Annotated in this window: 21 protein-coding genes; 16 read left to right on the forward strand and 5 right to left on the reverse strand. The window is 69.6% G+C overall.

Features of this window, described 5'->3' with window-relative positions:
* Nucleotides 1-89 precede the first annotated feature (89 nt).
* The 5 genes from AB0436_RS20550 to mutM all read left to right on the forward strand — a co-directional run bounded on the left by AB0436_RS20550 (nt 90) and on the right by mutM (nt 4,019).
* A complete protein-coding gene (locus AB0436_RS20550) occupies nt 90-1,187 on the forward strand; it encodes a cell division initiation protein (protein WP_366469331.1) in 1,098 nt (365 codons plus the stop codon).
* Nucleotides 1,188-1,384: 197 nt separating this feature from the next.
* Nucleotides 1,385-2,038: a YceD family protein gene (locus tag AB0436_RS20555; protein ID WP_366469441.1), complete on the forward strand. Its 654-nt coding sequence runs from the start codon at nt 1,385-1,387 to the stop codon at nt 2,036-2,038.
* Between the two features lie 2 nt (nt 2,039-2,040).
* The gene (rpmF, locus tag AB0436_RS20560) at nt 2,041-2,214 is read left to right on the forward strand and encodes a 50S ribosomal protein L32 (protein WP_030753522.1); all 174 of its coding nucleotides are present in this window, start codon (nt 2,041-2,043) and stop codon (nt 2,212-2,214) included.
* A 19-nt stretch (nt 2,215-2,233) separates the two neighbouring features.
* A complete protein-coding gene (rnc, locus tag AB0436_RS20565) occupies nt 2,234-3,046 on the forward strand; it encodes a ribonuclease III (RefSeq protein WP_366469332.1) in 813 nt (270 codons plus the stop codon).
* Between the two features lie 112 nt (nt 3,047-3,158).
* Nucleotides 3,159-4,019 (forward strand): bifunctional DNA-formamidopyrimidine glycosylase/DNA-(apurinic or apyrimidinic site) lyase, encoded by an 861-nt coding sequence (gene mutM / locus AB0436_RS20570; protein ID WP_366469333.1) that lies wholly within the window; start codon nt 3,159-3,161, stop codon nt 4,017-4,019.
* On the opposite strand, the gene AB0436_RS20575 is transcribed toward mutM, so the two are convergent.
* Together AB0436_RS20575 and AB0436_RS20580 are read right to left on the reverse strand one after the other, a co-directional pair.
* A complete protein-coding gene (locus AB0436_RS20575; RefSeq protein ID WP_366469334.1) occupies nt 3,992-4,438 on the reverse strand; it encodes a helix-turn-helix domain-containing protein in 447 nt (148 codons plus the stop codon). The two genes, mutM and AB0436_RS20575, sit on opposite strands and share 28 nt — an antisense overlap.
* 77 nt (nt 4,439-4,515) lie before the next feature.
* On the reverse strand, nt 4,516-5,427 hold the full coding sequence (locus tag AB0436_RS20580; RefSeq protein WP_366469335.1) for a CAP domain-containing protein: 912 nt from the start codon (nt 5,425-5,427) through the stop codon (nt 4,516-4,518).
* 132 nt (nt 5,428-5,559) lie between these two features.
* On the opposite strand from AB0436_RS20580, the gene AB0436_RS20585 reads away from it, so the two are divergent.
* From AB0436_RS20585 to AB0436_RS20600, 4 genes are all read left to right on the forward strand, one after another.
* A complete protein-coding gene (locus AB0436_RS20585; protein WP_365848956.1) occupies nt 5,560-5,841 on the forward strand; it encodes an acylphosphatase in 282 nt (93 codons plus the stop codon).
* 378 nt (nt 5,842-6,219) lie between these two features.
* A complete protein-coding gene (locus AB0436_RS20590; RefSeq protein WP_328536446.1) occupies nt 6,220-6,435 on the forward strand; it encodes a hypothetical protein in 216 nt (71 codons plus the stop codon).
* 220 nt (nt 6,436-6,655) lie between these two features.
* On the forward strand, nt 6,656-10,327 hold the full coding sequence (gene smc, locus AB0436_RS20595; protein ID WP_366469336.1) for a chromosome segregation protein SMC: 3,672 nt from the start codon (nt 6,656-6,658) through the stop codon (nt 10,325-10,327).
* A gap of 199 nt (nt 10,328-10,526) precedes the next feature.
* On the forward strand, nt 10,527-11,945 hold the full coding sequence (locus tag AB0436_RS20600) for a sugar porter family MFS transporter (protein ID WP_366469337.1): 1,419 nt from the start codon (nt 10,527-10,529) through the stop codon (nt 11,943-11,945).
* A 73-nt stretch (nt 11,946-12,018) separates the two neighbouring features.
* On the opposite strand, the gene AB0436_RS20605 is transcribed toward AB0436_RS20600, so the two are convergent.
* The gene (locus tag AB0436_RS20605; RefSeq protein WP_366469338.1) at nt 12,019-13,488 is read right to left on the reverse strand and encodes a cytosine permease; all 1,470 of its coding nucleotides are present in this window, start codon (nt 13,486-13,488) and stop codon (nt 12,019-12,021) included.
* Nucleotides 13,489-13,648: 160 nt separating this feature from the next.
* Here AB0436_RS20605 and ftsY point away from each other — a divergent pair, with 160 nt between their 5' ends.
* Nucleotides 13,649-14,869, forward strand: a complete 1,221-nt coding sequence (gene ftsY / locus AB0436_RS20610; protein WP_366469339.1) for a signal recognition particle-docking protein FtsY — start codon at nt 13,649-13,651, stop codon at nt 14,867-14,869.
* Nucleotides 14,870-15,007: 138 nt separating this feature from the next.
* On the opposite strand, the gene AB0436_RS20615 is transcribed toward ftsY, so the two are convergent.
* Complete coding sequence (locus tag AB0436_RS20615; RefSeq protein WP_366469340.1) at nt 15,008-15,667, reverse strand: bifunctional DNA primase/polymerase; 660 nt, start codon at nt 15,665-15,667, stop codon at nt 15,008-15,010.
* A gap of 444 nt (nt 15,668-16,111) precedes the next feature.
* Between AB0436_RS20615 and AB0436_RS20620 the strand changes: the two genes are divergently transcribed.
* From AB0436_RS20620 to ffh, 5 genes are all read left to right on the forward strand, one after another.
* Nucleotides 16,112-17,587, forward strand: coding sequence for a hypothetical protein (locus AB0436_RS20620; RefSeq protein ID WP_366469341.1), 1,476 nt, complete (start codon nt 16,112-16,114; stop codon nt 17,585-17,587).
* Nucleotides 17,588-17,895: 308 nt separating this feature from the next.
* Nucleotides 17,896-19,245: an ammonium transporter gene (locus AB0436_RS20625; RefSeq protein ID WP_366469342.1), complete on the forward strand. Its 1,350-nt coding sequence runs from the start codon at nt 17,896-17,898 to the stop codon at nt 19,243-19,245.
* Nucleotides 19,242-19,580 (forward strand): P-II family nitrogen regulator, encoded by a 339-nt coding sequence (locus AB0436_RS20630; protein ID WP_365848942.1) that lies wholly within the window; start codon nt 19,242-19,244, stop codon nt 19,578-19,580. The genes AB0436_RS20625 and AB0436_RS20630 overlap by 4 nt, the downstream gene beginning before the upstream one ends.
* Before the next feature lie 23 nt (nt 19,581-19,603).
* Entirely contained in the window at nt 19,604-22,060 is a 2,457-nt protein-coding gene (locus tag AB0436_RS20635; RefSeq protein WP_366469343.1) for a [protein-PII] uridylyltransferase, read from the forward strand.
* A 179-nt stretch (nt 22,061-22,239) separates the two neighbouring features.
* Entirely contained in the window at nt 22,240-23,781 is a 1,542-nt protein-coding gene (ffh, locus tag AB0436_RS20640; protein ID WP_366469344.1) for a signal recognition particle protein, read from the forward strand.
* Nucleotides 23,782-23,870: 89 nt separating this feature from the next.
* On the opposite strand, the gene AB0436_RS20645 is transcribed toward ffh, so the two are convergent.
* The gene (locus tag AB0436_RS20645; protein WP_366469345.1) at nt 23,871-24,719 is read right to left on the reverse strand and encodes a methyltransferase domain-containing protein; all 849 of its coding nucleotides are present in this window, start codon (nt 24,717-24,719) and stop codon (nt 23,871-23,873) included.
* A gap of 241 nt (nt 24,720-24,960) precedes the next feature.
* Here AB0436_RS20645 and proS point away from each other — a divergent pair, with 241 nt between their 5' ends.
* On the forward strand, nt 24,961-26,388 hold the full coding sequence (proS, locus tag AB0436_RS20650) for a proline--tRNA ligase (RefSeq protein WP_366469346.1): 1,428 nt from the start codon (nt 24,961-24,963) through the stop codon (nt 26,386-26,388).
* Nucleotides 26,389-26,555 lie beyond the last annotated feature (167 nt).

The raw sequence follows: 26,555 nt of genomic DNA on the forward strand, positions 1-26,555 counted from the left end.
GGCCGTCACCAGGTGTCGGGCGGGCGCCGACTGGCCGTACAGTCGTCCCCGTCCGTCTCCAGGCCGGAAGAACAGGTGGCGAGCTCACGGTGGACGTGCAGAAGAAGATCGACGAGATCGTCGACACGGTCGGCAGCGCCAGGTCCATGCCCATGTCGGCCTCCTGCGTGGTCAACCGCGCCGAGTTGCTGGCGATGCTCGAAGACGTGCGGCAGGCCCTGCCGGGATCGCTGGCGCAGGCCCAGGAACTGATCGGCGGCCGTGAGCAGCTGGTCGAGGAGGCCCGGGCCGAGGCCGAGCAGATCATCGAGGCCGCTCATGCCCAGCGCGGTTCGCTGATCTCCGACACCGAGGTCGCCCGGCAGTCCCAGGACGAGGCGGACCGGCTGCTCGCCGAAGCCCGCCGGGAAGCCGACGAGATCCGCGCCGAGGCGGACGATTACGTCGACTCGAAGCTGGCGAACTTCGAGGTCGTCCTCACCAAGACCATCGGATCCGTCGACCGCGGCCGCGAAAAGCTGCTCGGCCGTGGCCCCGGACTGGACGACCAGGGATACGAGGACCCCGAGGCGCCGGAACGGAGCCACGATCCGGAGACACTGCGGGTCCGGGCCGACGAATACGTCGACACCAAACTGGGCGCCTTCGAGGCCGTGCTGGCCAAGACGCTGGAAGCGGTCGGGCGCGGCAGGCAGAAGCTGCACGGCCGGGTGGCCACGGACGAGCTCGGCGTGCACATGGCCGAGCAGGACGAGCTGGGCCGGCAGCACAGCAGCGACGCCGACTTCCTCGCGGATCTGGCCGAGCCGCAGGTGCCGATGATGCGGGCCCCGATGGCGCAGTCCGCGCTGCATCCCGATGCCGTCCGGCCCGAGACCGTGCAGTCCGAGGCCATGCAGCAGCCCGGGGTGCCGGTCCAGCAGGGTTACGACCCGTACGGCTATCAGCAGCCCCAGCAGCAGGATCCGTACGGCTACCAGGATCCGTACGGATATCAGCAGGACCCCTACGCGTATCAGCAGCCGCTGGACGCCTACGGGTACCCGCCGCAGCCCGACGGGTTCCCGCCGCAGGCACAGCAACAGCAGCAGCCCCAGCCTCAGCAGAGTGCCCTGGACGAGACGAGTCTCTTCGACACCAGCATGATCAACCTCGATCAGCTGCGTGAATACGAGCAGGGCCGCTAGCGGACCGAGTCGCGGCCCGGGCGCCGCAGGGCCGGCGGAGGGCCGAAGGGGCCGATTGGGTCTACGGCGGCCGGTCCAGTATCCTGGCTCTTCGGTCGCCTTGTATCCGCGATCATCGCTGCCCGTTTTGAACGTTTCCGATGTGGTAGCGCCCACATTCCCAGCAGTTTCCCAGTGATCCGAAAGCAGGAAGAGCCCTGAACGCCCGCCTCGACCACCGCAACCCCCTCGTGTTCGACACGCACGAGCTGGGTCGGCGTCCCGGTGCGCTCCAGCGGCTGACCCGCTCGGTCGCGGCCCCCAGGGACCTCGGCCTCGACGGGATCATCGGAGTGCCGGAAGGCACCCCCGTGGAACTGCAGCTCCGCCTCGAGTCGGTCATGGACGGGGTGCTTGTCACAGGCACCGCCCGTTCGACCGCCCAGGGGGAGTGCGTAAGGTGTCTGGAGCCGCTGGAGCGCGAGCTCGAAGCGGATTTCCAGGAGATGTTCTCGTACCCCGACGCCGATGACCGGGGCCGCAGCAAGAAGGCGGACCCCATCGACAGCGCCGACGACGAGGACGAGGAAATCACCCCCCTCGAGGACGGCTTGTTCGACCTCGAACCCGTGCTGCGTGATGCGGTGGTGCTCGCACTGCCGATGCAGCCGGTGTGCCGGGAGGATTGTGCCGGTCTGTGTTCCGAATGCGGAATCAGGCTGGACGACGAACCGGGCCACCACCATGACGCCGTCGACGCTCGATGGGCGGCGCTGCAGGGACTCGTCGGGACCGGCCAGGTCGACGAGAAGGACAACGTGAACGACGCTGCGTCTCAAGTGGAGCGCGGCGCCGAGAAGCAGGAGAAGTAGCCGTGGCTGTTCCGAAGCGGAAGATGTCGCGCAGCAACACGCGCCACCGCCGGTCGCAGTGGAAGGCTGCGGTCCCCACCCTGGTTGCGTGCGAGCGCTGCCAGGAGCCGAAGCTCCAGCACATCGCGTGCCCGAGCTGCGGCACCTACAACAAGCGCCAGGTCCTCGAGGTCTGAGCGGCTGGTGAGAGGCGCAATGTCTGACGTCAACAAGACGGACAATGCCTCGTCCCACACGCTTCTGGAAGGGCGGCTCGGGTACAGACTCGAGTCCGCCCTTCTGGTGCGTGCACTGACCCACCGTTCCTACGCATACGAGAACGGCGGTCTGCCCACCAACGAGCGACTGGAGTTCCTCGGGGACTCCGTGCTCGGTCTGGTGGTCACGGACACGCTGTATCGCATCCACCCTGATCTTCCGGAGGGCCAACTGGCCAAGCTCCGGGCCGCGGTGGTCAACTCGCGTGCGCTCGCAGGGGTGAGCCGTGGGCTCGAACTCGGTCTCTTCATCCGGCTCGGCCGGGGCGAAGAAGGCACGGGCGGCCGGGACAAGGCGTCCATTCTCGCCGACACGCTGGAAGCGGTGATCGGCGCCGTTTATCTCGATCAGGGCCTTGAAGCGGCATCGGAGCTGGTGCACCGGCTCTTCGACCCGTTGATCGAGATGTCATCCAACCTCGGTGCGGGCCTGGACTGGAAGACCAGTCTTCAGGAACTCACCGCGAGCGAAGGTCTCGGGGTCCCGGAGTACCTGGTCAGCGAGACCGGACCGGACCACGAGAAGACCTTCACTGCTGCTGCCCGCGTCGGTGGTGTCTCGTACGGCACCGGCACCGGCCGCAGCAAGAAGGAAGCGGAACAGCAGGCCGCGGAATCCGCCTGGCGTGAGATCAGCGCCGCGGCGGAGCAGCGCGCGGTGGTGGCCGATGGAGTCACCGGAGCATCCGCGGAGCCCGAAGAGGACGCCGACGCCCCTTCGGCCCCGGCTGCCGACACGGCTTCGGCCTGACGCCGCCCGTCCCCTCCGGGGGCGGGCGGTCCCCGTTCGCCGGCCGTCCCGCACTGTCGGCTGCCCGAACCACCGGCCGTCCCCACCCCTGGCCGCCCTGCCGAGGAGTACCGTGCCCGAGTTGCCCGAGGTCGAAGTCGTCCGGCGTGGACTCGAGCGCTGGGTGACCGGCCGCACCGTCGCCGACGTGCAGGTGTTGCATCCTCGTGCGGTGCGCCGCCACACCGCCGGCGGGGCGGACTTCGCGGCTGCCCTCAAGGGCCATCGGTTCGGCGCCGCCCGCCGGCGGGGCAAGTATCTCTGGCTGCCGCTGGCGGACAGCACCTTCTCGGTCCTCGGTCACCTCGGCATGAGCGGCCAACTGCTCGTCCAGCCGGAAACGGCACCGGACGAGAAGCACCTGCGGATCCGTATCGGCTTCGACGACGCCGAGGGCACCGAACTGCGCTTCGTCGACCAGCGGACCTTCGGCGGGCTCTCGCTGCACACGAACACCGCCGACGGGCTGCCCGACGTCATCGCTCATATCGCGCGTGACCCGCTGGACCCGGCCTTCGACGACGACGCGTTCCACTCGGCGCTGCGGTTGCGCCGTACCACCATCAAACGCGCGCTGCTCGACCAGTCGCTCATCAGCGGGGTGGGCAACATCTACGCCGATGAGGCGCTCTGGCGCGCCAGGCTGCACTACGAGCGCCCCACCGCGTCCTTCACCCGCCCGCGCACCGCCGAACTCCTCGGTCATGTACGCGACGTCATGAACGCAGCGCTGGCGGTCGGCGGCACCAGCTTCGACAGCCTCTACGTCAATGTGAACGGCGAATCGGGTTACTTCGACCGGTCACTGGACGCCTACGGGCGCGAGGACGAGCCCTGCCGCCGCTGCGGCACCGCGATGCGCCGACGCCCCTGGATGAACCGCTCCAGCTACTTCTGCCCCCGCTGTCAGCGACCGCCGCGCGCCGCGTCGTAACGCTCGCGGGCCCGGAGCACCTCGTCCATCCGCCCCTCGACGAGATGGATCAGCTGCAGCAGTCGCTCCGCGACCTCGCTCCCCAGCGGGGTGAGTTCGTAATCGACGCGGGGTGGATTGGTGAGCTGTGCTTCCCGGTGCACCAGACCGTCACGTTCCAGTGCGTGCAGTGTCTGGGAGAGCATCTTCTCGCTGACGCCGTCGACGCGCCGGCGCAGTTCGTTGAAGCGCAGTGTGCCGTCGTACAGGGCGCCCAGCGTCAGGCTGCCCCAGCGTCCGGTGGCGTGTGCCAGCGTGGCGCGCGACGGGCAGGCCTTGGCGAACACGTCGAACGCGAGCTCTTCGACGCAGTCGGCCCGCTCGGTGGCGGGCTTCTCGGCTGAGGCCTGCTGGCCGTCGGTCGGCGCGGTGGAGTCCATGAACCGAGCGTACTGCGGCGCAGCGCCGACCTTTCGGTTGCGCTGTCGCCAGGTCAGCGCACTCCCGGCGGGACGGTTCAGAAGCCGAAGTCCTGCGTCCACCAGGGGCCGCCGCTACCGAAGTGCACGCCGACGCCCAGTGTCCGGTAGTCGCAGTTGAGGATGTTGGCGCGGTGACCCGGGCTGTTCATCCAGGCCTGCATCACGGCCGCCGCATCGGCCTGGCCGCGCGCTATGTTCTCGCCGCCCAGTCCCTTCACGCCCGCCTGGTCGGCCCGGTCCCATGGGGTGTCCCCGTCGGGATCCGTGTGGTCGAAGAAATCGCGGGCGGCCATATCGTCGCTGAACGCGCGGGCCAGCGCCGCAAGATCGGCGTTCGCCTGCACCGGCCGGCAACCGGCGGTCGCCCGTTGCTGGTTGACCAGGCTCAGCACCGCGGCTGCCGCCGCGGTCTCGGAGCTGGTGGCGGGTGACGTCCGTGCGGAGCCCGAGCGCTCGGGGGTCGCGGTGGCCGTGGCGGTACGGGTCGGCGACACGCTTCGGGTGGCGCCGCGGTCCGCCGGTGCCGTTGCCCGGTCCGACGTCGGAGCGGAGGCCTTCGGCTTGCTCTTCGACGCGTGGCCCGATCGGCCGGGGGAGGGCGAGACCGACGGGGCGTGCGCCGGCGCGGGGGCGGAGCCCGTGGGGGCCGCCGAGGTGTCCGCGGTGGGGGTGACCGACGCACCGCCCTGGGTCTGCAGATCCGGCACCCCGTCCGCGCGTATCCGGTCGCCGTCGACCGAACCACCGACCGTGTACTGGTTCCCGCCGGGCACCAGACCCGAGGCCATCGCCACAGCTCCCACCGCGACGGCGGCGGAGACACCCAGCAGGCCGGTGCGCACCGGCGCTGCCACACCGCGCCTGCGGCGGCCCCGGTGCCTGCGCTCCGGCACCGCTTCCCGGGAAAGGGCGGCAGGTACGGCGGCGGAGCGACCGTGGCGTCCCATGTGCGGTGCCTTCCTCATGCTCGACAACAACGAAATTCACCCGTAAGGGTGAGGTTTATTGGGTCGGGACTGTAGCCCATGGGGCCTGAGGGCGACGTGCCTCGCGAGCAATTGGCCAGTTAGCGTGCACACATGAAAGAAGATGTACGTCTCACCGCCTGGGTACGAGGCCAGGTCCAGGGTGTCGGCTTCCGCTGGTTCACCAGGGCAAACGCCTTGCAGATCGGTGGACTCAGCGGCTTCGCCCTCAATCTCGAGGACGGCAGGGTGCAGATCGTCGCCGAGGGCCGCCGAGAGAACTGCCACCTTCTGCTGGAGTGGCTGAGATCCTCCGACACACCCGGGCGCGTCGACGGTGTCACTGAGATCTGGGACACTCCGCGCGGTGGTTATCAGGGCTTCGCGATCCGCTGACGGAGCAGTCGGAAAGAGCTGCAGAACGGTCATGTGATGCGCTTCTGGCATATGCGTTCGGCAGAAAGGGCCTGGTGGTTGCCAAGAAACGCGCTCCGTGCCAGGCTGCCCCGTAGCGATGATCTCCACGCCCCCGGGCCCCGCAGGAGAGTCGCACCGCAGGGTCCTCTGCTGTGCGCCCCCGGGTCTGCCCGTCGATACGGGGTGTGATCGTGTTGACCGTCAAACTTTTTGGTGAGACTCTGGAAGCCCCGCGCACCTCAGCTGTTCGGCAGTGGAAAACGCAGTGAAATCCGGGGCTGCCGAGCACCGCGGGTGCGATTCCCCCTACGACCACCACCTCGTCGGTCGGTCACTCAGTGTGGAGGACCATCCATCATGGCAAAGGCGCTTCTCGGTTACGTCGGCGGTTCCGACCCGCGACTTCTCTCCGAGATGCGACGGCTTCAGCAGCGCGTCCAGGACCTCGAGTCCGAGCTTGTACGGATTCAGTCCGAGAACGACGCGCTGGCCGCCGCTGTTCAGCACCACGGAGACTCGCTGCTCGACGGTATCGACATGGACGTACCCCACGCGGAGCCTGCGCTCACCTGACCTCAGCCCCCACAAGGGACCGGTCGGGCTGATCCGTCAGCCGCTTGAGATCCAATGCGCAAGGATATGCAAGGGACGCTTCTGCGTCCCTTCTTTCTGTCCGCTTCCGCTGCCGACTTCCCGGATGCCGGGGCCGAGGTGCGGATGACCTTCCTTTAACGTCTGATGTGCCCTGCACCTTCATGGGCCAAACCGACGGTGAAAGGTAGAGTCCGGCGGCGTGCACCTCAAGGCCATGACCCTTCGCGGGTTCAAATCCTTCGCCTCGGCCACCACGCTGCGGTTCGAGCCGGGCATCACCTGTGTGGTGGGCCCCAACGGATCCGGCAAATCCAATGTGGTCGACGCGCTTTCCTGGGTCATGGGGGAGCAGGGCGCCAAATCGCTGCGTGGCGGCAAGATGGAAGACGTGATCTTCGCCGGTACCACCGGCCGCCCGCCACTCGGCCGGGCCGAGGTCTCGCTCACCATCGACAACTCCGACGGCGCGCTGCCCATCGAGTACGCCGAGGTCACCATTACGCGGATCATGTTCCGCAACGGTGGCAGCGAGTACCAGATCAATGGCGATACCTGCCGGCTTCTCGACATCCAGGAATTGTTGTCGGACTCCGGTATCGGCCGTGAGATGCACGTCATTGTCGGCCAGGGCCGGCTCGACTCCGTGCTGCACGCCGACCCGATGGGGCGCCGGGCGTTCATCGAGGAAGCCGCAGGCGTTCTGAAGCACCGCAAGCGCAAGGAGAAGGCGCTGCGGAAGCTGGACGCGATGCAGGCCAACCTCGCTCGGGTGCAGGACCTGACCGATGAACTGCGGCGCCAGCTCAAGCCGCTGGGGCGGCAGGCAGCGGTGGCCCGGCGCGCGGCTGTCATCCAGGCCGATCTGCGCGATGTCCGGCTTCGGCTGCTCGCCGACGATCTGGTGACCATGCGGGAGGCACTGCGTGCCGAGGTCGCGGACGAAGCCGCGTTGAAGCAGCGCAAGGAAGCCGCCGAGGCCGCGCTGAAGGCGTCGGCCTCGCGCGAGGCCGCTCTGCAGGACGAAGCGCGCCGGCTGGCGCCACGGCTCCAGCAAGCCCAGCAGACCTGGTACGAGCTGTCCCAGCTGGCCGAACGGGTCCGGGGCACAGTTTCGCTCGCGGACGCCCGGGTGAAGAGCGCGACGGCGACCCCCGACGAGGAGCGCCGGGGCCGCGATCCGGAGGACATGGAGCGGGAGGCGGCCCGGATCCGCGAGCAGGAGGCGGAGCTGGAGGCCGCACTGGAGTCGGCCGAGCGCGCGCTGGAGGACACCGCGGCGCACCGGGCCGAGCTGGAGCGTGAGCTGGCGGCCGAGGAGCGCAGACTCAAAGATACGGCCCGGGCCATCGCGGACCGGCGCGAGGGCCTCGCCCGGCTGAACGGCCAGGTCAACGCGGCCCGCAGCCGTGCGGGTTCGGCCCAGGCGGAGATCGACAGGCTCGCCGAAGCGCGGGACGGCGCCCAGCAGCGGGCCGCCGTCGCCCAGCAGGAGTACGAGCAGCTCAGGGCCGAAGTGGACGGTCTCGACGCCGATGACCAGGAGCTGGCCGAACAGCACAGCGCGGCGAAGTCGGCGTTGGCCGAGGCGGAGTCCGCGCTCACCGCCGCGCGCGAAGCGGCCACCGGGGCCGAACGCCGTCGCGCCGCTCTGTCGGCACGGCATGAGGCGCTGGCGCTCGGCCTGCGCCGCAAGGACGGCAGCGGAGCGCTGCTCGCCGCGAAGGACCGGCTCTCAGGCCTGCTGGGCCCGGCCGCCGAGCTCATCACCGTGACACCCGGGTACGAGATCCCGGTGGCAGCTGCTCTGGGAGCGGCGGCGGACGCCATCGCGGTGACCGACACGGCCACGGCTGCCGACGCGATCCGGCTGCTGCGCAAACAGGACGCCGGGCGGGCCACGCTACTGCCGGGCGCGGGTGCGGGTATCCCCGGCCAGGTCTCGGCCCCCGGCGATCCGGCGGCAACCCACGCGGCAGTCACCGCCGCCGAGCAGCCCACCTCCGACATCCAGGTGGCCCGCCCCCGGCGCACCGCCGTGACCTCCGCGGCCCCGCTCGCGGTCGACCTGGTGCGCGGGCCCGCCGAGTTGCTGCCCGCCGTGCGCAGACTCCTGCGTGACATCGCCGTCGTAGGGACGCTGGAGGATGCCGAAGAATTGATCGCGGCCCATCCCGGTCTCACCGCCGTCACCGCCGAAGGCGACGTCCTGGGGGCGTACTTCGCGCACGGCGGGTCCGCAGGGGCGCCCAGCCTCATCGAGGTGCAGGCATCCGTGGACGAGGCGCTCGCCGAGCTGTCCGAACTCGTCGTGCGGTGCGAGGAACTGGCCGTCGCTCAGCATGAGGCGGCGGAGCGGCGCGGAGCGACCGCCGCGCTCGTCGAGGAACTGGGGGAGCAGCGCCGGGCCGCCGACCGGGAGAAGTCGGGGGTCGCTCAGCAGCTCGGACGGCTGGCCGGGCAGGCCCGTGGCGCCGCAGGCGAGGCCGAGCGGTCGGCCGCCGCCGCCGCCAAGGCCCAAATGGCCCTGGAGCGGGCGACCGAGGAGGCCGAGGAACTGGCCGAGCGGTTGTCGGTGGCCGAGGAAGCACCGGTCGAGGAGGAGCCGGACACCGCCGCGCGGGACAGGCTGGCCGCCGACGGGGCCAATGCCCGGCAGACCGAGATGGAGGCCAGGCTCCAGGCCCGCACGCACGAGGAGCGGGTGAAAGCGCTGGCCGGGCGGGCCGAAGCACTCGACCGGGGGGCGCGTGCCGAGCGCGAGGCGCGGGCGCGCGCGGAGCAGCGCCGCGCCCGGCTGCGCCGCGAAGCGTGGGTCGCCGCGGCGATCGCGGACGGCGCCCGGCAGTTGCTCGCCCATGTCGAGGTCTCACTGGTGCGCGCCGACGCGGAACGCGTCGCGGCCGAGGCCGTGAAGGCCGAACGCGAGCAGCAGTTGGTGACCGAGCGGGACCAGTCCCGTGATCTCAAGGGAGAGCTCGACAAACTCACGGATTCAGTTCACCGCGGTGAGGTACTCGGTGCCGAAAAGCGGCTGCGGATCGAGCAGCTCGAGGTCCGGGCGCTGGAGGAACTGGGCGTGGAACCCGCAGGTCTGATTGCCGATTACGGACCGGACCAACCGGTGCCGCCGTCTGCGCCGACCGGCGGAGACGCAGCGGACCCGAGCGGCACGGCCGTCCCGGCCGACGACCCGGAGCACCCGGGGAACCAGCCGGTGCCCTTCGTCAGGTCCGAACAGGAGAAGCGGCTCCGATCGGCCGAACGGGCGTATCAGCAACTCGGGAAGGTGAATCCGCTCGCTCTTGAGGAGTTCTCGGCGCTGGAGGAGCGGCACAAGTTCCTCTCCGAGCAGCTCGAAGACCTGAAGAAGACCAGGACGGACCTCCTGCAGGTGGTGAAGGAGGTCGATGAGCGGGTCGAGCAGGTCTTCACCGAGGCGTACCGGGACACCGCCCGAGAATTCGAAGGGGTCTTCTCACGACTGTTCCCGGGCGGTGAGGGCAGGTTGATCCTGACGGACCCCGACAACATGTTGGCCTCCGGTGTGGAGGTGGAGGCCAGACCGCCCGGCAAGAAGGTCAAGCGGCTCTCGCTGCTCTCCGGCGGGGAGCGGTCGCTGACCGCTGTGGCCCTGCTGGTGTCGATCTTCAAGGCCAGGCCCAGTCCGTTCTACGTGATGGACGAGGTCGAGGCCGCGCTCGACGACACCAACCTGCAGCGGCTGATCAGGATCATGGAGGAGCTCCAGGAGAGTTCCCAGCTGATCGTGATCACTCATCAGAAACGGACCATGGAGGTGGCCGATGCTCTGTATGGCGTGTCCATGCAGGGCGACGGTGTGTCCAAGGTCATCAGTCAGCGGCTCCGCTGAAAAATCTTCAATATTTGAACACAACACATGCACGCTCCCCCAGGGTCTTGGTGACTGTCGGGGTATTGACTTCGAAACTTGAAGGAATAGTCTCTGCAACGTTGTCTTTACCTTCAAGTGGTGGCTGGCAAGAAGCTGTGCCCCACTGGAAGGGCTCGCCCCCCATGCCCGTCCCATGCGGCGGGTCCCAGGAGTTCACGTGACCAGCACAGCGCAGGCACCGTCACCCGGAAGCAGCTCAGGTGCTCCGGAGCATCTCGCTCATGTCATCTTCATCACGGCGGCGGCCGCGATGGGCGGCTTCCTCTTCGGCTATGACAGCTCCGTGATCAACGGCGCGGTCGAGGCCATCCGGGACCGGTACGACGTCGGCTCTGCCGTGCTCGCCCAGGTCATCGCCGTCGCACTGATCGGCTGCGCGATCGGCGCCGCCACCGCCGGCCGCATCGCCGACCGCATCGGCCGTATCCGGTGCATGCAGATCGCCGCTGTGCTCTTCACCATCAGCGCGGTGGGATCCGCGCTGCCGTTCGCCCTGTGGGACCTGGCCTTCTGGCGGATCATCGGCGGCTTCGCCATCGGTATGGCCTCGGTCATCGGCCCCGCCTACATCGCCGAGGTGTCCCCGCCCGCTTACCGCGGCCGGCTCGGATCCTTTCAGCAAGCGGCGATCGTCGTCGGTATCGCGGTCTCACAGCTCGTCAACTACGGCATCCTGCAGACCGCGGACGGCAATCAGCGCGGCCACGTTCTGGGCGTCGAAGCCTGGCAGCTCATGCTCGGCGTCATGGTGATCCCGGCTGTCATCTACGGCCTTCTCTCCTTCGCGATCCCCGAGTCGCCGCGTTACCTGATCCACGCGGGCAAGGAGGAGAAGGCCAAGGAAGTGCTGGCCGACGTCGAGGGCAAGAACATCGATCTGGACGCCCGCGTCGCCGAGATCGAGCACGCCATGCGGAGCGAACACAAGTCGACCTTCAAGGACCTGCTCGGTGGCGGCTTCTTCTTCAAGAAGATCGTCTGGGTCGGTATCGGGCTCTCCGCCTTCCAGCAGCTCGTCGGCATCAACGTGGCCTTCTACTACTCGTCGACGCTCTGGCAGTCGGTCGGCATCGACCCGGCGAAGTCGTTCCTCTACTCGTTCACCACGTCGATCATCAACATCATCGGCACCGTGGTCGCGATGATCTTCGTCGACCGGATCGGCCGCAGGCCGCTGGCGCTGATCGGTTCCACGGGCATGGTCATCGGACTCGCCCTGGAGGCGTGGGCCTTCTCGTACCCCCTGGTCGGCGGCAAGCTGCCGGCCGCCCAGGGCTGGGTCGCACTCATCGCCGCCCACTGGTTCGTGTTCTTCTTCGCGATGTCCTGGGGTGTCGTCGTCTGGGTCTTCCTCGGTGAGATGTTCCCGAACCGGATCCGCGCTGCCGCGCTGGGCGTAGCGGCGTCGGCGCAGTGGATCGCCAACTGGGCGATCACGGCCAGCTTCCCGAGCCTGGCCGACTGGAACCTCTCCGCGACCTACGTGATCTACACCCTCTTCGCCGCCCTCTCGATCCCGTTCGTGCTCAAGTTCGTCAAGGAGACCAAGGGCAAGGCGCTGGAGGAAATGGGCTGACGCCGGCTGCCGCGCTGTCTGCCGGGTGCCGGTCCGTCGGGTGCGGTCCCGTCGGCGCGGTTGTCGGGCGCGGTCAGTCACAGGGGCAGGGCTCCGGGTGTGCGGTCCGCTCGGAGCTCTCGGCCCCGCTCCGGGCCACCGGCTTCGGGAGTACGGCGTAGAGCGCGCCGGCCAGCAGCACGGTGACCGCCCAGCCGAGCCCGTTGCGGCCCAGCCAGGTATCGGCGAACGGCCCGCTGAACCACGACGATGCGGCGGTGCCCGCCCTGGTGAGGAGCAGACCGGCGATGAGCGCGACCGACCAGGCGGCCATCGCGGCGGGGTTGAAGCCGCCGCGGTACCAGTAGGTGCTGGTACGTGTGGTGTCCATCACCGCGGCCGTGTCATAGGCGCGGCCCAGCAGCATGTCCGCGCCGAAGACGCCGATCCACGCGGAGAAGGCCACCGCGAGCAGCGAGAGGAAGGCCACGAAGGAGCCGAGGAAGCTCGTCGCGGCCAGCATCAGGATGAGCCCGAGAACCACACTGATCACCGCGTTGACCGAGACCGCCCAGGTCCGGGGGATCTTCAGGCCCAGGGTCAGGGCCGTGAATCCCGCCGAATACATCGACATCGCGTTGATCAGCAGGGTGCCGACCACGCAGATCAGCAAATAGGGGACCGCGAGCCACATCGGCAGGATCTCGCCGAGGAAGGACACCGGGTCCGCCGCTGCCGCCAGATCAGGTGTGGAGACCGCCATCACCGCGCCCATCAGCACCATCGGTACGATGACGACGCCCGCGCCGCCGACCGAGCCGGCCACCATGCTCCGGCCGGCCGCTCCACGGGGTAGATAGCGCGCGAAATCGGGCGCTGCGGGCGCCCAGCTGAGACCACCCGCAGCGATCAGGCCGATGCCTGCGATCAGCGATGCGGTGGAGCCCGCCGGCGCGGCGAACACCGCCGACCAGTCCGTGGTGGTGATCAGGTGGATCAGCACCAGGACCGAGAAGACGGCGAAGAGGTAGGCAGCCCACTTGTTGCAGAGCTGGACTGCCTTGATGCCGAGCCCGGAGATGGCAAAGGTGCCCGCCACGAAGAGCAGTAGCGTGACCGCGATCAGCGGGGTGCTGCTCCGGATGCCGAAGCAGATGTTCAACACGGTCAGCAGGGCGTACGCGCCGGTGACGGCGTTGATGGTTTCCCAGCCCCAGCGCGCGATCCAGATGAGCGCGCCCGGAAACAGGTTGCCGCGCTGGCCGAAGACCGCACGGGACAATGCCATGCCGGGGGCGCCGCCGCGTTTGCCCGCGATGCTGATGAAGCCGACGAGGCCGAAGCCGATGACCGGTGCGACCACGGCGGCGATCAGTGCCTGCCAGAAGTTCAGCCCGTCGGCGACCACCAGACCGGCGCCCAGCGTGAGCAGAAGCACACTGATGTTCGCCGCGACCCAGGTGGGGAAGAGGTCGCGAACGCGCCCTGTGCGTTCACTGTCGGGTACAGGTTCGAGACCGCGGGTCTCCAGCGCGCCTTCAGTGACGTCGGAGGCGTGGGGCATGAGGGGGCTCCGTGCGGGCGGTGGGGGAATGACGGCTCGGGCCGTCCGAAGCGCCATCATCGTATGGTCGCCCCATAAAAACCAAATAGTTCTCTTCACGCCTTATGTGATCCATTGACAAGGCTCGTCCGACCGAGCCGTGACTGATACTGGGTGGGTTATGGAAATCGTGATCCTTGCTGTAGTCATCGCCCTGGTCGCTGTCGGCGCGATCAGCGGGCTCGTGGTCAGCAGCCACAAGAAGAAGAAACTGCCCACGGCACCGCCGAGTACGCCGACCATCACAGCCCCTCCCGCCGAACCCCAGGTCGGCGAGGAGGCCGCCCCGCCGCGCGAGGAACCGCGCCGCACCATCGACGACGTGGACCTCCCGCCGGCCGACACGGCCGTAGGGGCGCCCACCGCCGTCGAGGACCCGGTCGTCGCGGAGCCGCTGGTTCCCGAGATCGAGATCCCCGAACCGACCGAGGGCCGTCTCGTACGGCTGCGCGCCCGGCTCGCCCGTTCGCAGAACTCGCTCGGCAAGGGCCTGCTCACCCTCTTGTCCCGGGACAACCTCGACGACGACACCTGGGAGGAGATCGAGGACACGCTGCTCACCGCGGACGTCGGCGTCGCACCCACCCAGGAACTGGTCGAGCGGCTGCGCGAGCGGGTCCGGGTGCTCGGCACCCGGACCCCGCAGGAACTGCGCGCCCTGCTGCGCGAGGAACTGGTGAGCCTGATCGGTGCGGACGCCGACCGCGCGGTCAGGACCGAGAGCGGAGTGGACACCCCGGCCGTCGTCCTGGTCGTCGGCGTCAACGGCACCGGCAAGACCACCACCACCGGCAAACTCGCCCGCGTGCTGGTGGCTGACGGCCGCAGCGTCGTGCTGGGCGCCGCGGACACCTTCCGCGCCGCCGCCGCCGACCAGCTGCAGACCTGGGGCGAGCGCGTCGGCGCCCGCACGGTGCGCGGTCCCGAGGGCGGCGACCCTGCCTCGGTGGCGTTCGACGCCGTCAAGGAGGGCATCAACGAGAGCGCCGATGTCGTCCTCATCGACACCGCCGGACGGTTGCACACCAAGACCGGCCTCATGGATGAGCTCGGCAAGGTCAAGCGGGTAGTGGAGAAGCACGGTCCGCTGGACGAGGTGTTGCTCGTCCTCGATGCGACGACCGGGCAGAACGGCCTGGTGCAAGCACGGGTGTTCGCGGAGGTCGTGGCGATCACCGGCATCGTGCTGACCAAGCTGGACGGTACCGCCAAGGGCGGCATCGTGATCGCGGTCCAGCGCGAGCTGGGCGTGCCGGTGAAGCTGGTGGGCCTCGGCGAGGGCGCGGACGACCTGGCCCCCTTCGTTCCGGAGGCATTCGTGGACGCGCTGATCGGCGACTAGAGCCGGAGCGGCGCCGGGGCCGGGAGCGGCGCCGGCGGCAGCAGAAGGGCTCCACCACACGGTGCAGGTGTGGTGGAGCCCTTCGTTTCGGGGCCGGTGCGCCCGGGCCGTGCCGGTCACATACCCGGTGGCTGCGGGTCAGGGTGCGGACAGGCTGCGGTGGCAGATGTACGCCAGCGTGCCGATCAGCAGCCTGGCCTGAGGGAGGTCGTTCGCCGTCTCCAGGGAAGGCGGACGCAACCAGCGTGCCGGGCCCAGGCCGGCGTGGTTCGACGGTGGAGCGGTGATGTACTCGCCCGGCCCCGGACAGCGCAGATCGAGCTCCGCATCGTCCCAGCCCATGCGATAGAGCAACTCGGGAAGCTGCGAGGCCGCTCCCGGGGCGACGAAGAACTGGGCGCGGCCGTCCGGCGTGGCACTCACCGGGCCCAATGGAAGGCCCATCCGTTCCATCCTGAGCAGAGCCCGGTGCCCGGCGGCCTCCGCGATGTCCAGGACGTCGAAGGAGCGACCCACCGGGAGCAGCACCGCGGCGCCGGGCGTCAGCGACCACGCCTTGGCCGCCTCGTCGAGGGTGGCGCCGGCCGGGACCGCTTCGGCGAACCCGAGGGGGTGGGCGCCGGGTGCCGGGCATGCCGAATCGCCGCATGAGCACCGGCCGGCCGCGGCCCGTGCGCCGGGGACCACGTCCCAGCCCCACAACCCGGTGAACTCGGCGACCGCCGTGCACTCCGGCGTCCGGCCGCGACGCCGGGTGCCGGAGCGGATGTCCCGGATGCCAGCGATAGTGAAGCCCATGCCCCCTCCAACGGGTCGAACGCGCCGGTGGTTACGACCTGGAGCCTGTCCGTCACTCTACGTCGCAAACGCCCTGGTCCCGGCGGCGCGGAGTGACGTTGGGGGGCGTGCGACGAGTGCCACACGCTCCGGCGTACATCGCTCCGCCTGTCTCTGATCGTCGCCTGTCAAGTGAATCGCGCCTGAAGCCGGGCGGGTTCCTTCGAAGGGGTGGCGAATGGTGGCGTTTCTGGAACCGCCCTCGCCGGACGGGTGACCGAAGGGTTACGTTCAGTGCATGAACCTTCGGATCGAGCGTTCGCGTGGGTATGCCGGAGGCAAGTCGGTTTTCTGTTCGACGGGTGGTAGGCCCCCGGACGGCGAACATCAACTCCCGTCGTTCTGATATGAGTTGGCGTCATCGGGCTTCAGAGTGAGCAGGCTTAGCGGAATGGGGGCGTTCCAGTGGGCGGCAATGGCGACGGCGGCACGAGCGCCGAGAAGCGCCCGAACGAGCAGCTGAGCTCGTGGTTCGTGCGCAGCGGCTGGTCAAAGGGCGAGCTGGCCCGCCAGGTGAACCGCCGGGCGCGCCAGATGGGGGCCCACCACATCAGCACCGACACCTCACGGGTGCGGCGCTGGCTGGACGGTGAGCAGCCGCGTGAGCCGATTCCGCGCATCCTGTCCGAGCTGTTCTCCGAACGCTTCGGCAGCGTGGTCGCCATCGAGGACCTGGGTCTGCGCTCGGCCCATCAGTCGCCCTCGGTGTCCGGGATCGACATGCCGTGGGCAGGACCGCAGACGGTTTCCCTGCTCAGCGAGTTCTCGCGCAGTGACCTGATGCTCGCCAGGCGCGGCTTTCTCGGCACGTCACTGGCGCTGGCCGCGGGCCCTTCGCTCATCGAGCCGATGCAGCGCTGGCTGGTGCCCACCCCGGCCGGTGAGCCCTCGGCCGAGGAACCAGTGGGCCATTCCCGGCGCCCTTCCAAGCTCTCCGGGCCGGAGTTGGAGTTGCTGGAGTCCACCACGGCGATGTTCCGCCAGTGGGACGCCCAGTGCGGTGGCGGTCTGCGCCGCAAGGCGGTGGTCGGGCAGCTCCACGAGGTCACCGATCTGCTGCAGGAACCCCAGCCGGGAGCCACCGCCAAGCGGCTTTTCCGCTGCGCTGCCGAACTGGCCGAGCTGGCCGGCTGGATGAGTTACGACGTGGGACTCCAGCCCACCGCGCAGAAGTACTTCGTGCTCGCTCTGCACGCCGCCAAGGAAGCCGGGGACAAGCCCCTCGGCTCCTACATCCTCTCGTCCATGAGTCGCCAGATGATCCACCTGGGCCGCCCCGACGACGCATTGGAGCTCATCCACCTCGCGCAGTACGGCAGCCGCGAATGTGCCACCCCGCGCACCCAGGCGATGCTGTATGCGATGGAGGCACGCGCCTACGCCAACATGGGCCAGCCGAGCAAGTGCAAACGGGCCGTCCGGATGGCCGAGGACACCTTCGCCGATGCGGCCCTCGACGGCGAGCCGGAGCCCGACTGGATCCGCTTCTTCTCCGAAGCCGAGCTGAACGGCGAGAACGGCCACTCGTTCCGCGATCTCGCCTACGTGGCAGGACGCAGCCCCACCTACGCCTCGCTCGCCGAGCCGGTGATGGCACAAGCCGTCACGCTCTTCGGAAAGGACGACGAGCACCAGCGTTCGTACGCCCTGAACCTCGTCGGCATGGCCACCGTCCATCTGCTGAAGCGGCAACCCGAAGAGTCCGCGCTGCTCGCGACCCAGGCGCTGACCATCGCCAAGCGGGTGCGCTCCGAACGCGTCAACACCAGGCTTCGCAAGACCGTCGACACCGCGGTCCGGGACTTCGGTGACGTCCCCTCGGTGATCGACCTCACCGACCGTCTTGCCGAGCAACTGCCGGAGACCCTCGAAGCGGTCTGAGCGGCATACAGAACCCCGGCCACGACAGCACACCCCGTGATGCCCGACTCGGCTCCCCCGCGCCAGGTCAACAGGGTGAGCGTCGTGGCCGGTTTGTGATGTGTGCGGGGCACCACCAGCGGCCGGTCCGACCCCGCAATTCATCCGGGCGTAACACACCCGGCTCCATCGTCACGGCGGCGAAACATCGTGCGGCATCGGCGGAAACCGCGCGGGGCCAATCTCAAGGCGCATAACCGGCCCGCACTTCTTCGCAGCTCCCCACAGCTCCCGCCCGCACGCGGCCGCCCGACGACGAGGAGACGCCGATGCCCCAAGGCATCATGACGACCCTTGCTGCAGACGCCCCGAGGCTGTCTTCCGCAAACACCGGGTTCATGCTCATCTGCTCCGCCCTGGTGATGGTCATGACACCGGGTCTGGCCTTCTTCTACGGAGGCATGGTCCGCGTCAAGTCCACCCTGAACATGCTGATGATGAGCTTCGTCAGCCTCGGGATCATCACGATCCTGTGGGTGCTCTACGGGTTCAGCGTCAGCTTCGGCGCTGCCAACGGATTCTTCGGCTGGTCCAAGGACTACCTCGGACTGAGCGGCATCGGCCTGACCGAGCTGTGGCCCGGCTACACCATCCCGATCTACGTCTTCGCGGTCTTCCAGCTGATGTTCGCGATCATCACACCCGCACTGATCAGCGGTGCGCTCGCCGACCGGGTGAAGTTCACCGCCTGGGCGCTGTTCATCGCCCTGTGGGCCACCGTCGTCTACTTCCCGGTCGCGCACTGGGTCTGGGCCTCCGACGGCTGGCTCTTCAAGAAGGGCGTCATCGACTTCGCCGGCGGCACCGCGGTCCACATCAACGCCGGTGCCGCGGCCCTCGGCGTGATTCTGGTCATCGGCAAGCGCGTCGGCTTCAAGAAGGACCCGATGCGCCCGCACAGCCTCCCGCTGGTCATGCTCGGCGCCGCGCTTCTCTGGTTCGGCTGGTTCGGTTTCAACGCCGGGTCCTGGCTCGGTAACGACGACGGCGTCGGCGCGGTGATGTTCGTCAACACCCAGGTGGCCACCGCGGCGGCGATGCTCGCCTGGCTCGGCTACGAGAAGCTCCGCCACGGTTCCTTCACCACACTCGGAGCCGCCTCCGGCGCCGTCGCCGGCCTGGTCGCCATCACCCCGTCCGGTGGCGCCGTCAGCCCGCTCGGCGCCATCGCCATCGGAGCCATCGCCGGAGTCCTCTGCGCCATGGCGGTGGGCCTCAAGTACCGCTTCGGATTCGACGACTCCCTCGATGTCGTCGGGGTCCACATGGTCGGCGGTATCGCCGGCTCGCTGCTCATCGGCTTCTTCGCCACCGGCGGCGTGCAGTCCGACGTGGCCGGGGTCTTCTACGGCGGAGGCTTCCACCAGCTGGGCATCCAGGCCATCGGGGTCTTCTCGGTTCTCGGTTACTCGCTGGTCGCGTCCGCGGCGCTGGCCTTCCTGATCGACAAGGCCATGGGCATGCGGGTCACCGAGGACGTCGAAGTCGCAGGCATCGACCAGGACGAGCACGCCGAGACGGCCTACGACTTCAGCGGTACGGGCGGTGGCTCCCGTACCACGACCGGGCCCGTGTCCGGCACCCCGGCGGGAACCCAGAACAAGAAGGTGGACGCATGAAGCTCATCACCGCGGTAGTGAAGCCGCACCGGCTCGACGAGATCAAGGAGGCGCTGCAGGCCTTCGGGGTCCAGGGGCTCACCGTCACGGAGGCGAGCGGCTACGGACGCCAGCGCGGCCACACCGAGGTCTACCGTGGAGCCGAATACACCGTGGACCTGGTGCCGAAGATCCGTATCGAGGTTCTGGTCGACGACGCCGACTCCGAAGACCTTCTCGATGTGGTGGTGAAGGCCGCCAGGACCGGCAAGATCGGTGACGGCAAGGTGTGGAGCCTTCCGGTCGAAACGGCGATCCGGGTCAGGACCGGCGAACGCGGTCCCGACGCACTCTGAACGACCGAGACAGGAGCTGCCGGGTGACGAGCGCCGACAGGACCAACGACCGGACCGACGACTCGGGACCCAGCGGTTACGCGGCGGCCCGGCTGCGCCTCCTCCAGGAGAAGGCGCAGCCCGGGGCGCCGCGCCGTTCCGCACTCGCGGGACTCACGGACGAGTGGATCGGTGCACTCTTCACCTCGGCGGCCGAGGCGGCAGGGGTGCGCGGCGCGGCGCTGGTGGCGGTCGGCGGATACGGGCGGGGCGAGCTGTCACCGCGCAGCGACCTGGACCTGCTGCTGCTGCACGACGGCACATCGGACGCGAGCGCCGTCGCCGCGCTCGCCGACCGTGTCTGGTATCCGGTGTGGGACCTGGGGATCGCACTGGACCATTCGGTACGGACCCCGGGCGAGGCGCGCAGGACCGCGGCCGACGACCTGAAGGTGCACCTCGGGCTGCTCGACGCACGTCATGTCGCCGGGGACCTGACACTCTCGTCCGGCCTGCGCACCGCGGTGCTCGCCGACTGGCGCAACCAGGCCCCCAAGCGGCTGCCCGAGCTGTACGAGTTGTGCCGGGAACGAGCCGAGCGGCAGGGCGAGCTGCAGTTCCTGCTGGAACCCGATCTCAAGGAAGCCAGGGGAGGACTCCGGGACGCCACCGCCCTGCGTGCCGTCGCCGCCTCCTGGCTGGCCGACGCCCCGCGGGCGGGGCTCGACGAGGCACGCCGCCGGCTCCTCGATGCCCGGGACGCGCTGCATCTGGTGACCGGCAGGGCCACCGACCGGCTCGCCCTCCAGGAGCAGGACCAGGTGGCCGCAGAGCTGGGTCTGCTCGACGCCGATGTGCTGCTGCGCGAGGTGTACGAGGCGGCCAGGACCGTCTCGTACGCGAGCGACGTCACCTGGCGGGAGGTCAACCGGGTGCTGCGCTCGCGCGCCGCCCGCCCCCGGCTGCGCAGCCTGCTGGGCGGCAAAGCCCCGGTGGCCGAGCGGACGCCGCTCGCCGAAGGCGTCGTCGAGCTGGAGGGTGAGGTGGTGCTCGCCCGGACGGCCAGGCCGGAGCGAGATCCGGTTCTTCCGCTGCGGGCCGCTGCGGCGGCAGCCCAGGCGGGGCTGCCGATCTCCCTGCACGCGGTGCGGCGGCTGGCCGCCGGCGCGCGACCGCTGCCGGTGCCCTGGCCGGCCGAGGCACGTGAGCAGCTGGTGACGCTGCTCGGCGCGGGGGAGTCCACCGTGCCGGTGTGGGAGGCATTGGAGGCCGAGGGGCTGATCACCCGGTTGCTGCCCGACTGGGAGCGGGTGCGCTGCAGGCCGCAGCGCAATCCCGTGCACACCTGGACGGTGGACCGGCATCTCGTCGAGACGGCGGTCCGGGCCTCCGCACTGACCCGCCGGGTGGGCCGCCCCGACCTGCTGCTCGTCGCTGCGCTGCTGCACGACATCGGCAAGGGCTGGCCGGGCGACCACTCGACGGCCGGTGAGGTCATCACCCGGGATGTCGCCGGCCGGATCGGATTCGACGCCACGGACATCGGGGTGCTCGCCGCGCTGGTCCGTCACCACCTGCTGCTGATCGATACCGCGACCCGGCGTGACCTGGACGACCCGGCCACCGTCCGCTCGGTGGCGGACGCGGTGCGGTCGGTTTCCACCCTGGAGCTGCTGCACGCGCTGACCGAAGCCGACGCACTGGCCACCGGACCGGCGGCCTGGTCGGCCTGGCGGGGCTCGCTGGTGGCCGACCTGGTCAAGCGGGTGGCCGCGGTCCTGGCCGGGGACGCCCCGGACGAGCCCGTACCCGCGGCGCCCAGCGCGGAGCACGAACGGCTGGCGATCGAAGCGCTGCGCACCCGCGAACCGGTGCTGGCGCTGCATGCCCGGCCGGAGGCTCCGCACGAGGACCACAGCCCGGAGCCGGTGGGCGTGGAACTGCTCATCGCCCTGCCCGAGCAACCCGGCGTCCTGCCGGCCGCGGCCGGCGTGCTGGCACTGCACCGCCTCACCGTCCGGGCCGCCGATCTGCGCGCGCTGGAACTGCCGACCGAGCTCGGTCAACAGGCGGCCGTGCTGCTGCTGAGCTGGCGGGTGGCGGCGGAGTACGGCTCACTGCCGCAGGCGGCGAGACTGCGCGCGGACCTCATCAGAGCGCTGGACGGCTCGCTGGACATCCGGGCCAGACTGGCCGAACGGGAAGCGGCCTATCCCCGCCGTCGCGGCACCACGGCCCCGCCGCCGACGGTCCGGGTCGCTCCCGCCGGCTCGCGGCTGGCCACGGTGATCGAGGTCAGGGCACAGGATGCGCCGGGGCTGCTGCACCGGATCGGGCGGGCCCTGGAGGTACCGCGGATCCGGGTGCGCAGCGCCCACATCTCCACGCTCGGGGCGAACGCGGTCGATACGGTCTACGTGACGGGGCCGGAGGGGGAGCCGCTCCCGCCGGACGCGGCAGTGGAGCTGGCCCGCGGGCTGGAGGCGGCGCTGCGGGGATAAGGCCGCCGCCGGGGGCCTGCCCGCGGGGGCAGATCCGACGCCCGGAAACCGGCGCGGAGCCCGCCCGGGCTTGCCCCCGGCGCGGAGAAAAGCCCCGCCGCAGGCTTGCTGTCCGCGCCGGGCGGATACCCTGGGGGACAACCGTCCCCCTTCCCCCGACCCGAGGATCCGCGACCGCCGTGTTCGACACCCTCTCCGACCGCCTCGCAGCGACGTTCAAGAACCTCCGGGGCAAAGGGCGCCTCAGCGAGGCGGACATCGACGCCACAGCCCGCGAGATCCGTATCGCCCTGCTCGAAGCGGACGTCGCGCTGCCCGTCGTCCGGGCCTTCATCAAGCAGGTCAAGGAGCGCGCGGCCGGCGCCGAGGTCTCTCAGGCACTGAACCCCGCGCAGCAGGTCATCAAGATCGTCAACGAGGAGCTCATCGGCATCCTCGGTGGCGAGACCCGCCGCCTCCGCTTCGCCAAGCAGCCGCCGACCGTGATCATGCTCGCGGGTCTGCAGGGTGCGGGCAAGACGACCCTGGCGGGGAAGCTGGGTCTGTGGCTGAAGGGCCAGGGCCACACACCCCTGCTCGTGGCCTGCGACCTGCAGCGCCCGAACGCCGTCAACCAGCTGAGCGTCGTCGCCGAGCGGGCGGGCGTCGCCGTGTACGCCCCGGAGCCGGGCAACGGCGTCGGCGACCCGGTCAGGGTCGCCCAGGACTCCATCGAGTTCGCCAAGTCCAAGCAGTACGACGTGGTCGTGGTGGACACCGCCGGCCGCCTCGGCATCGACCAGGAGCTGATGCAGCAGGCCGCGGACATCCGCGACGCCGTCAGCCCCGACGAGGTGCTGTTCGTCGTCGACGCGATGATCGGCCAGGACGCCGTCAACACCGCGGAGGCCTTCCGCGACGGTGTCGGTTTCGACGGCGTCGTGCTCTCGAAGCTCGACGGTGACGCCCGCGGCGGCGCCGCGCTCTCGATCTCCCATGTCACCGGTCGCCAGATCATGTTCGCGTCCAACGGCGAGAAGCTGGACGAGTTCGACACGTTCCACCCCGACCGGATGGCATCCCGCATCCTCGGCATGGGCGACATGCTCAGCCTGATCGAGAAGGCCGAGCAGACCTTCAGCCAGGCCGAGGCCGAGAAGATGGCCTCCAAGCTGGCGAGCAGCAAGGGCAAGGACTTCACGCTCGACGACTTCCTGGCGCAGATGGAGCAGGTCAGGAAGATGGGCAGCATCTCCAAGCTGCTCGGCATGCTGCCCGGAATGGGGCAGATGAAGGAACAGATCAACAGCATCGACGACCGGGATGTGGACCGCATCGCCGCGATGATCAAGTCGATGACCCCGGCCGAGCGCCAGGACCCGACGATCATCAACGGTTCCCGCCGGGCCCGGGTGGCCAAGGGCTCGGGCGTCGAGGTCAGCGCCGTGAAGGGCCTGGTGGAGCGGTTCTTCGAGGCCCGCAAGATGATGTCCCGGATGGCCCAGGGCGGTGGCATGCCCGGAATGCCGGGGATGCCCGGGATGGGTGGCGGTCCCGGTCGGCAGAAGAAGCAGCAGAAGCAGGCCAAGGGCAAGCGCAAGAGCGGCAACCCGATGAAGCGCAAGGCCGAGGAGCAGGCCGCAGCACTGCGCCGGGAGCAGGGCGGCACACCCGGACTGCCGGCCGCCGAGGACAACCAGAACTTCGAGCTCCCCGACGAGTTCAAGAAGTTCATGGGCTGACCCGGCGATACCGGAGCCGGCGAAGCCACGGAGTCATCGAAGGAGAACGGCCCGCATCCCTCGGGGTGCGGGCCGTTCTCCGTACCCCTTCACGGGGTGCGCGCGACCACGTAGCGGAAGATGTTCGGCATCCAGACGGTGCCGTCGCGACGCAGATGGGGATGGAGCGCCTCGGCGACCTCCTTTTCGACCTGCGCGCGGTCCGTTGCTTGTATCGCCGCGTCGAACAGCCCGGTGGAGAGCAGGCCGCGCACCGCGCTCCTGATGTCCGCGTAACCGAACGGGCAGGCCACCCGGCCCGAGCCGTCGAGCCGCAGCCCGGCCTGTGCCGCGACCTCTTCCAGTTCGTCCCTGAGCGGCTGACGCGGCCCGTCGGCCAGTCGGGTGGCGACCCGCAGGACCGCCGAGGTGGCACAGCGCTCGGGCGGGCCCCAGCCGGTGAGCACCACGGCACTGCCGCGCTCGGTGAGCGGCAGGGCGTCCACGATCGCGGGCCGCAGCCCGTCCGAGTCGCCCGCCACGCAGCCGATCGGCTCGAAGGCGGTGAGCAGGTTGTAGGCCGGCAGGGTGGCATCGGAGACATCGGCCGGACCGCCGTGCACCAGGCGGGGCGCACCCCTTCCGGTGCGCGCCGGGGACTGTTCCTTCGCCCCGTCCGGGAGCAGCCGCTCGCGGGCCAGCGCGACCCGCTCGGCGTGCGTGTCCACACCGGTGACGGCGGCCCCGCGGGCGGCCGCGATCAGCAGTGCGAGGCCTGAGCCGCAGCCGATGCCCAGCAGCCGCGTACCGCTGCCGGCGTCCAGCCGCTTGTAGACCGCTTCGTACAGCGGGACGAGCATCCGTTCCTGGATCTCGGCCCAGTCGCGGGCCCGTGCAATCGCTTCCGCAGAAGGAGCCACTGCCGCGTGCCGCTGGTTACGGACGAGCGTTGATGCCATCGAAAGCGCCCCAATTCGCCGAGAGATCAGTTGTGCTCTGAATTGCCGGCCCCCGTGCAGCTGTGCGCGCACTCTCCTCGTATGCCGGAGAACTGCTCGTATGCCAGAGAACTGCGCATCCGCGCTCAAGTCCAGGGGTGGTGAGGCAATGCTTGTGCGAGCCGTTCATGCGCCCTGGTCATGCGCCTCCGGGCGATTAAATGCTCACGGTCCCGGCGGCACCCGCCGTACGATTCGCGCCATGGCAAAGGCTCCCGTTCTCACGCCCCGAGCGGACGATTTCCCCCGCTGGTACCAGGACCTGATCAATAAGGCCGAACTGGCGGACAACGGCCCGGTGCGCGGCACCATGGTCATCCGCCCGTACGGCTACGGGCTGTGGGAGCGGATGCAGCAGGAGCTGGACGCCCGCATCAAGCAGGCGGGTGTTCAGAACGCCTACTTCCCGCTCTTCATCCCCCAGTCTTACCTGAGTCGCGAAGCTGAGCACGTCGAGGGCTTCGCACCCGAGCTGGCGGTGGTCACGCAGGCGGGCGGTAAGGAGCTGGAGGAGCCGGTCGTCGTGCGGCCCACCTCCGAGACGATCGTCAATGAATACTTCTCGAAGTGGGTGCAGAGCTATCGGGACCTGCCGTTGATGATCAATCAGTGGGCCAATGTGGTCCGTTGGGAGATGCGGCCGAGGGTGTTCCTCCGAACGACTGAATTCCTGTGGCAGGAGGGACACACGGCCCACGCCGACCGAACGCAGGCCCGGGACTTCGCCGCGCACATCCACCGGAACGTCTACGCCGACTTCATGACGCAGGTGCTCGGAATCGACGTGGTGCTGGGTCGCAAGACCGCCAGGGAACGGTTCGCCGGAGCCATCAACACGCTCACCCTCGAAGGGATGATGGGGGACGGGAAGGCCTTGCAGATGGGAACGAGCCATGAGCTCGGCACCAACTTCGCCCAGGCGTTCCACACCCGCTACCTGTCGAAGGACGGCCGTCAGGAGCTGGTCTGGCAGACCTCCTGGGGTGCTTCGACCCGGATGGTCGGCGGACTGATCATGTCGCACGGTGACGACAGCGGTCTGCGGGTGCCGCCCCGACTGGCAGCCGTCCAGGTCGTGGTGGTCGCCATCAAGGGCGACGAGGCGGTGGCGAAGGCCCGCACGATCGGTGACGTCCTCCGGGCCGTGGGAATCCGTGTCCAGGTCGACGACCGCACCGACACCCCGTTCGGCCGCCGGAGCGTCGACTGGGAGCTCAAGGGCGTGCCGGTACGGATCGAGGTCGGCCCGCGCGATCTCGCGGCCGGCACCGTGACGCTGGTGCGGCGGGTGGTGCAGCCCGATGGCCGGGGCGCCAAGGAGTCCGTGCCGATCGATGGCCTGGCCGCGCTGCTGCCCACGGTTCTGGAGGAGGCACAGACCCGGCTGCTGCGGGAATCCCGCGAGCGCCGGGAATCCCGCACCAGCGACGTCGCCACGGCCGGGGAGGCTGCCGAGGTCGCGGCGGCCGGCGGCTGGGCGCGTATCCGGTGGGCCGATCTGGGTCCGGCGGGTGAGGCGGGACTCGCCGAACAGGCGGTGTCCGTACGGTGCCTGGTCGCCGAGGACGGGTCGGTGCCGGAGACGGACGACGAGCCCGGTACGGTCGCTCTGGTGGCCCGCGCGTACTGACTCTCGCGGAGATCGGCCCGCGCGCGGTCGGCCCGGGGCCGCAAGCCGGCCGGAATGCTCCTTGCGCGGCGGCCGACAGGTTTCGTACCGGCGTGGGAGGCCGTCCTGCGCGCCGGGGCGTACGCAACCCTACGTACCACCTTGGTGTGAGCTGTGAGGCTTCTCCG

Origin of the sequence: Streptomyces sp. NPDC051322 (genome assembly GCF_040689485.1) — a bacterium.
Lineage (GTDB): Bacteria > Actinomycetota > Actinomycetes > Streptomycetales > Streptomycetaceae > Streptomyces.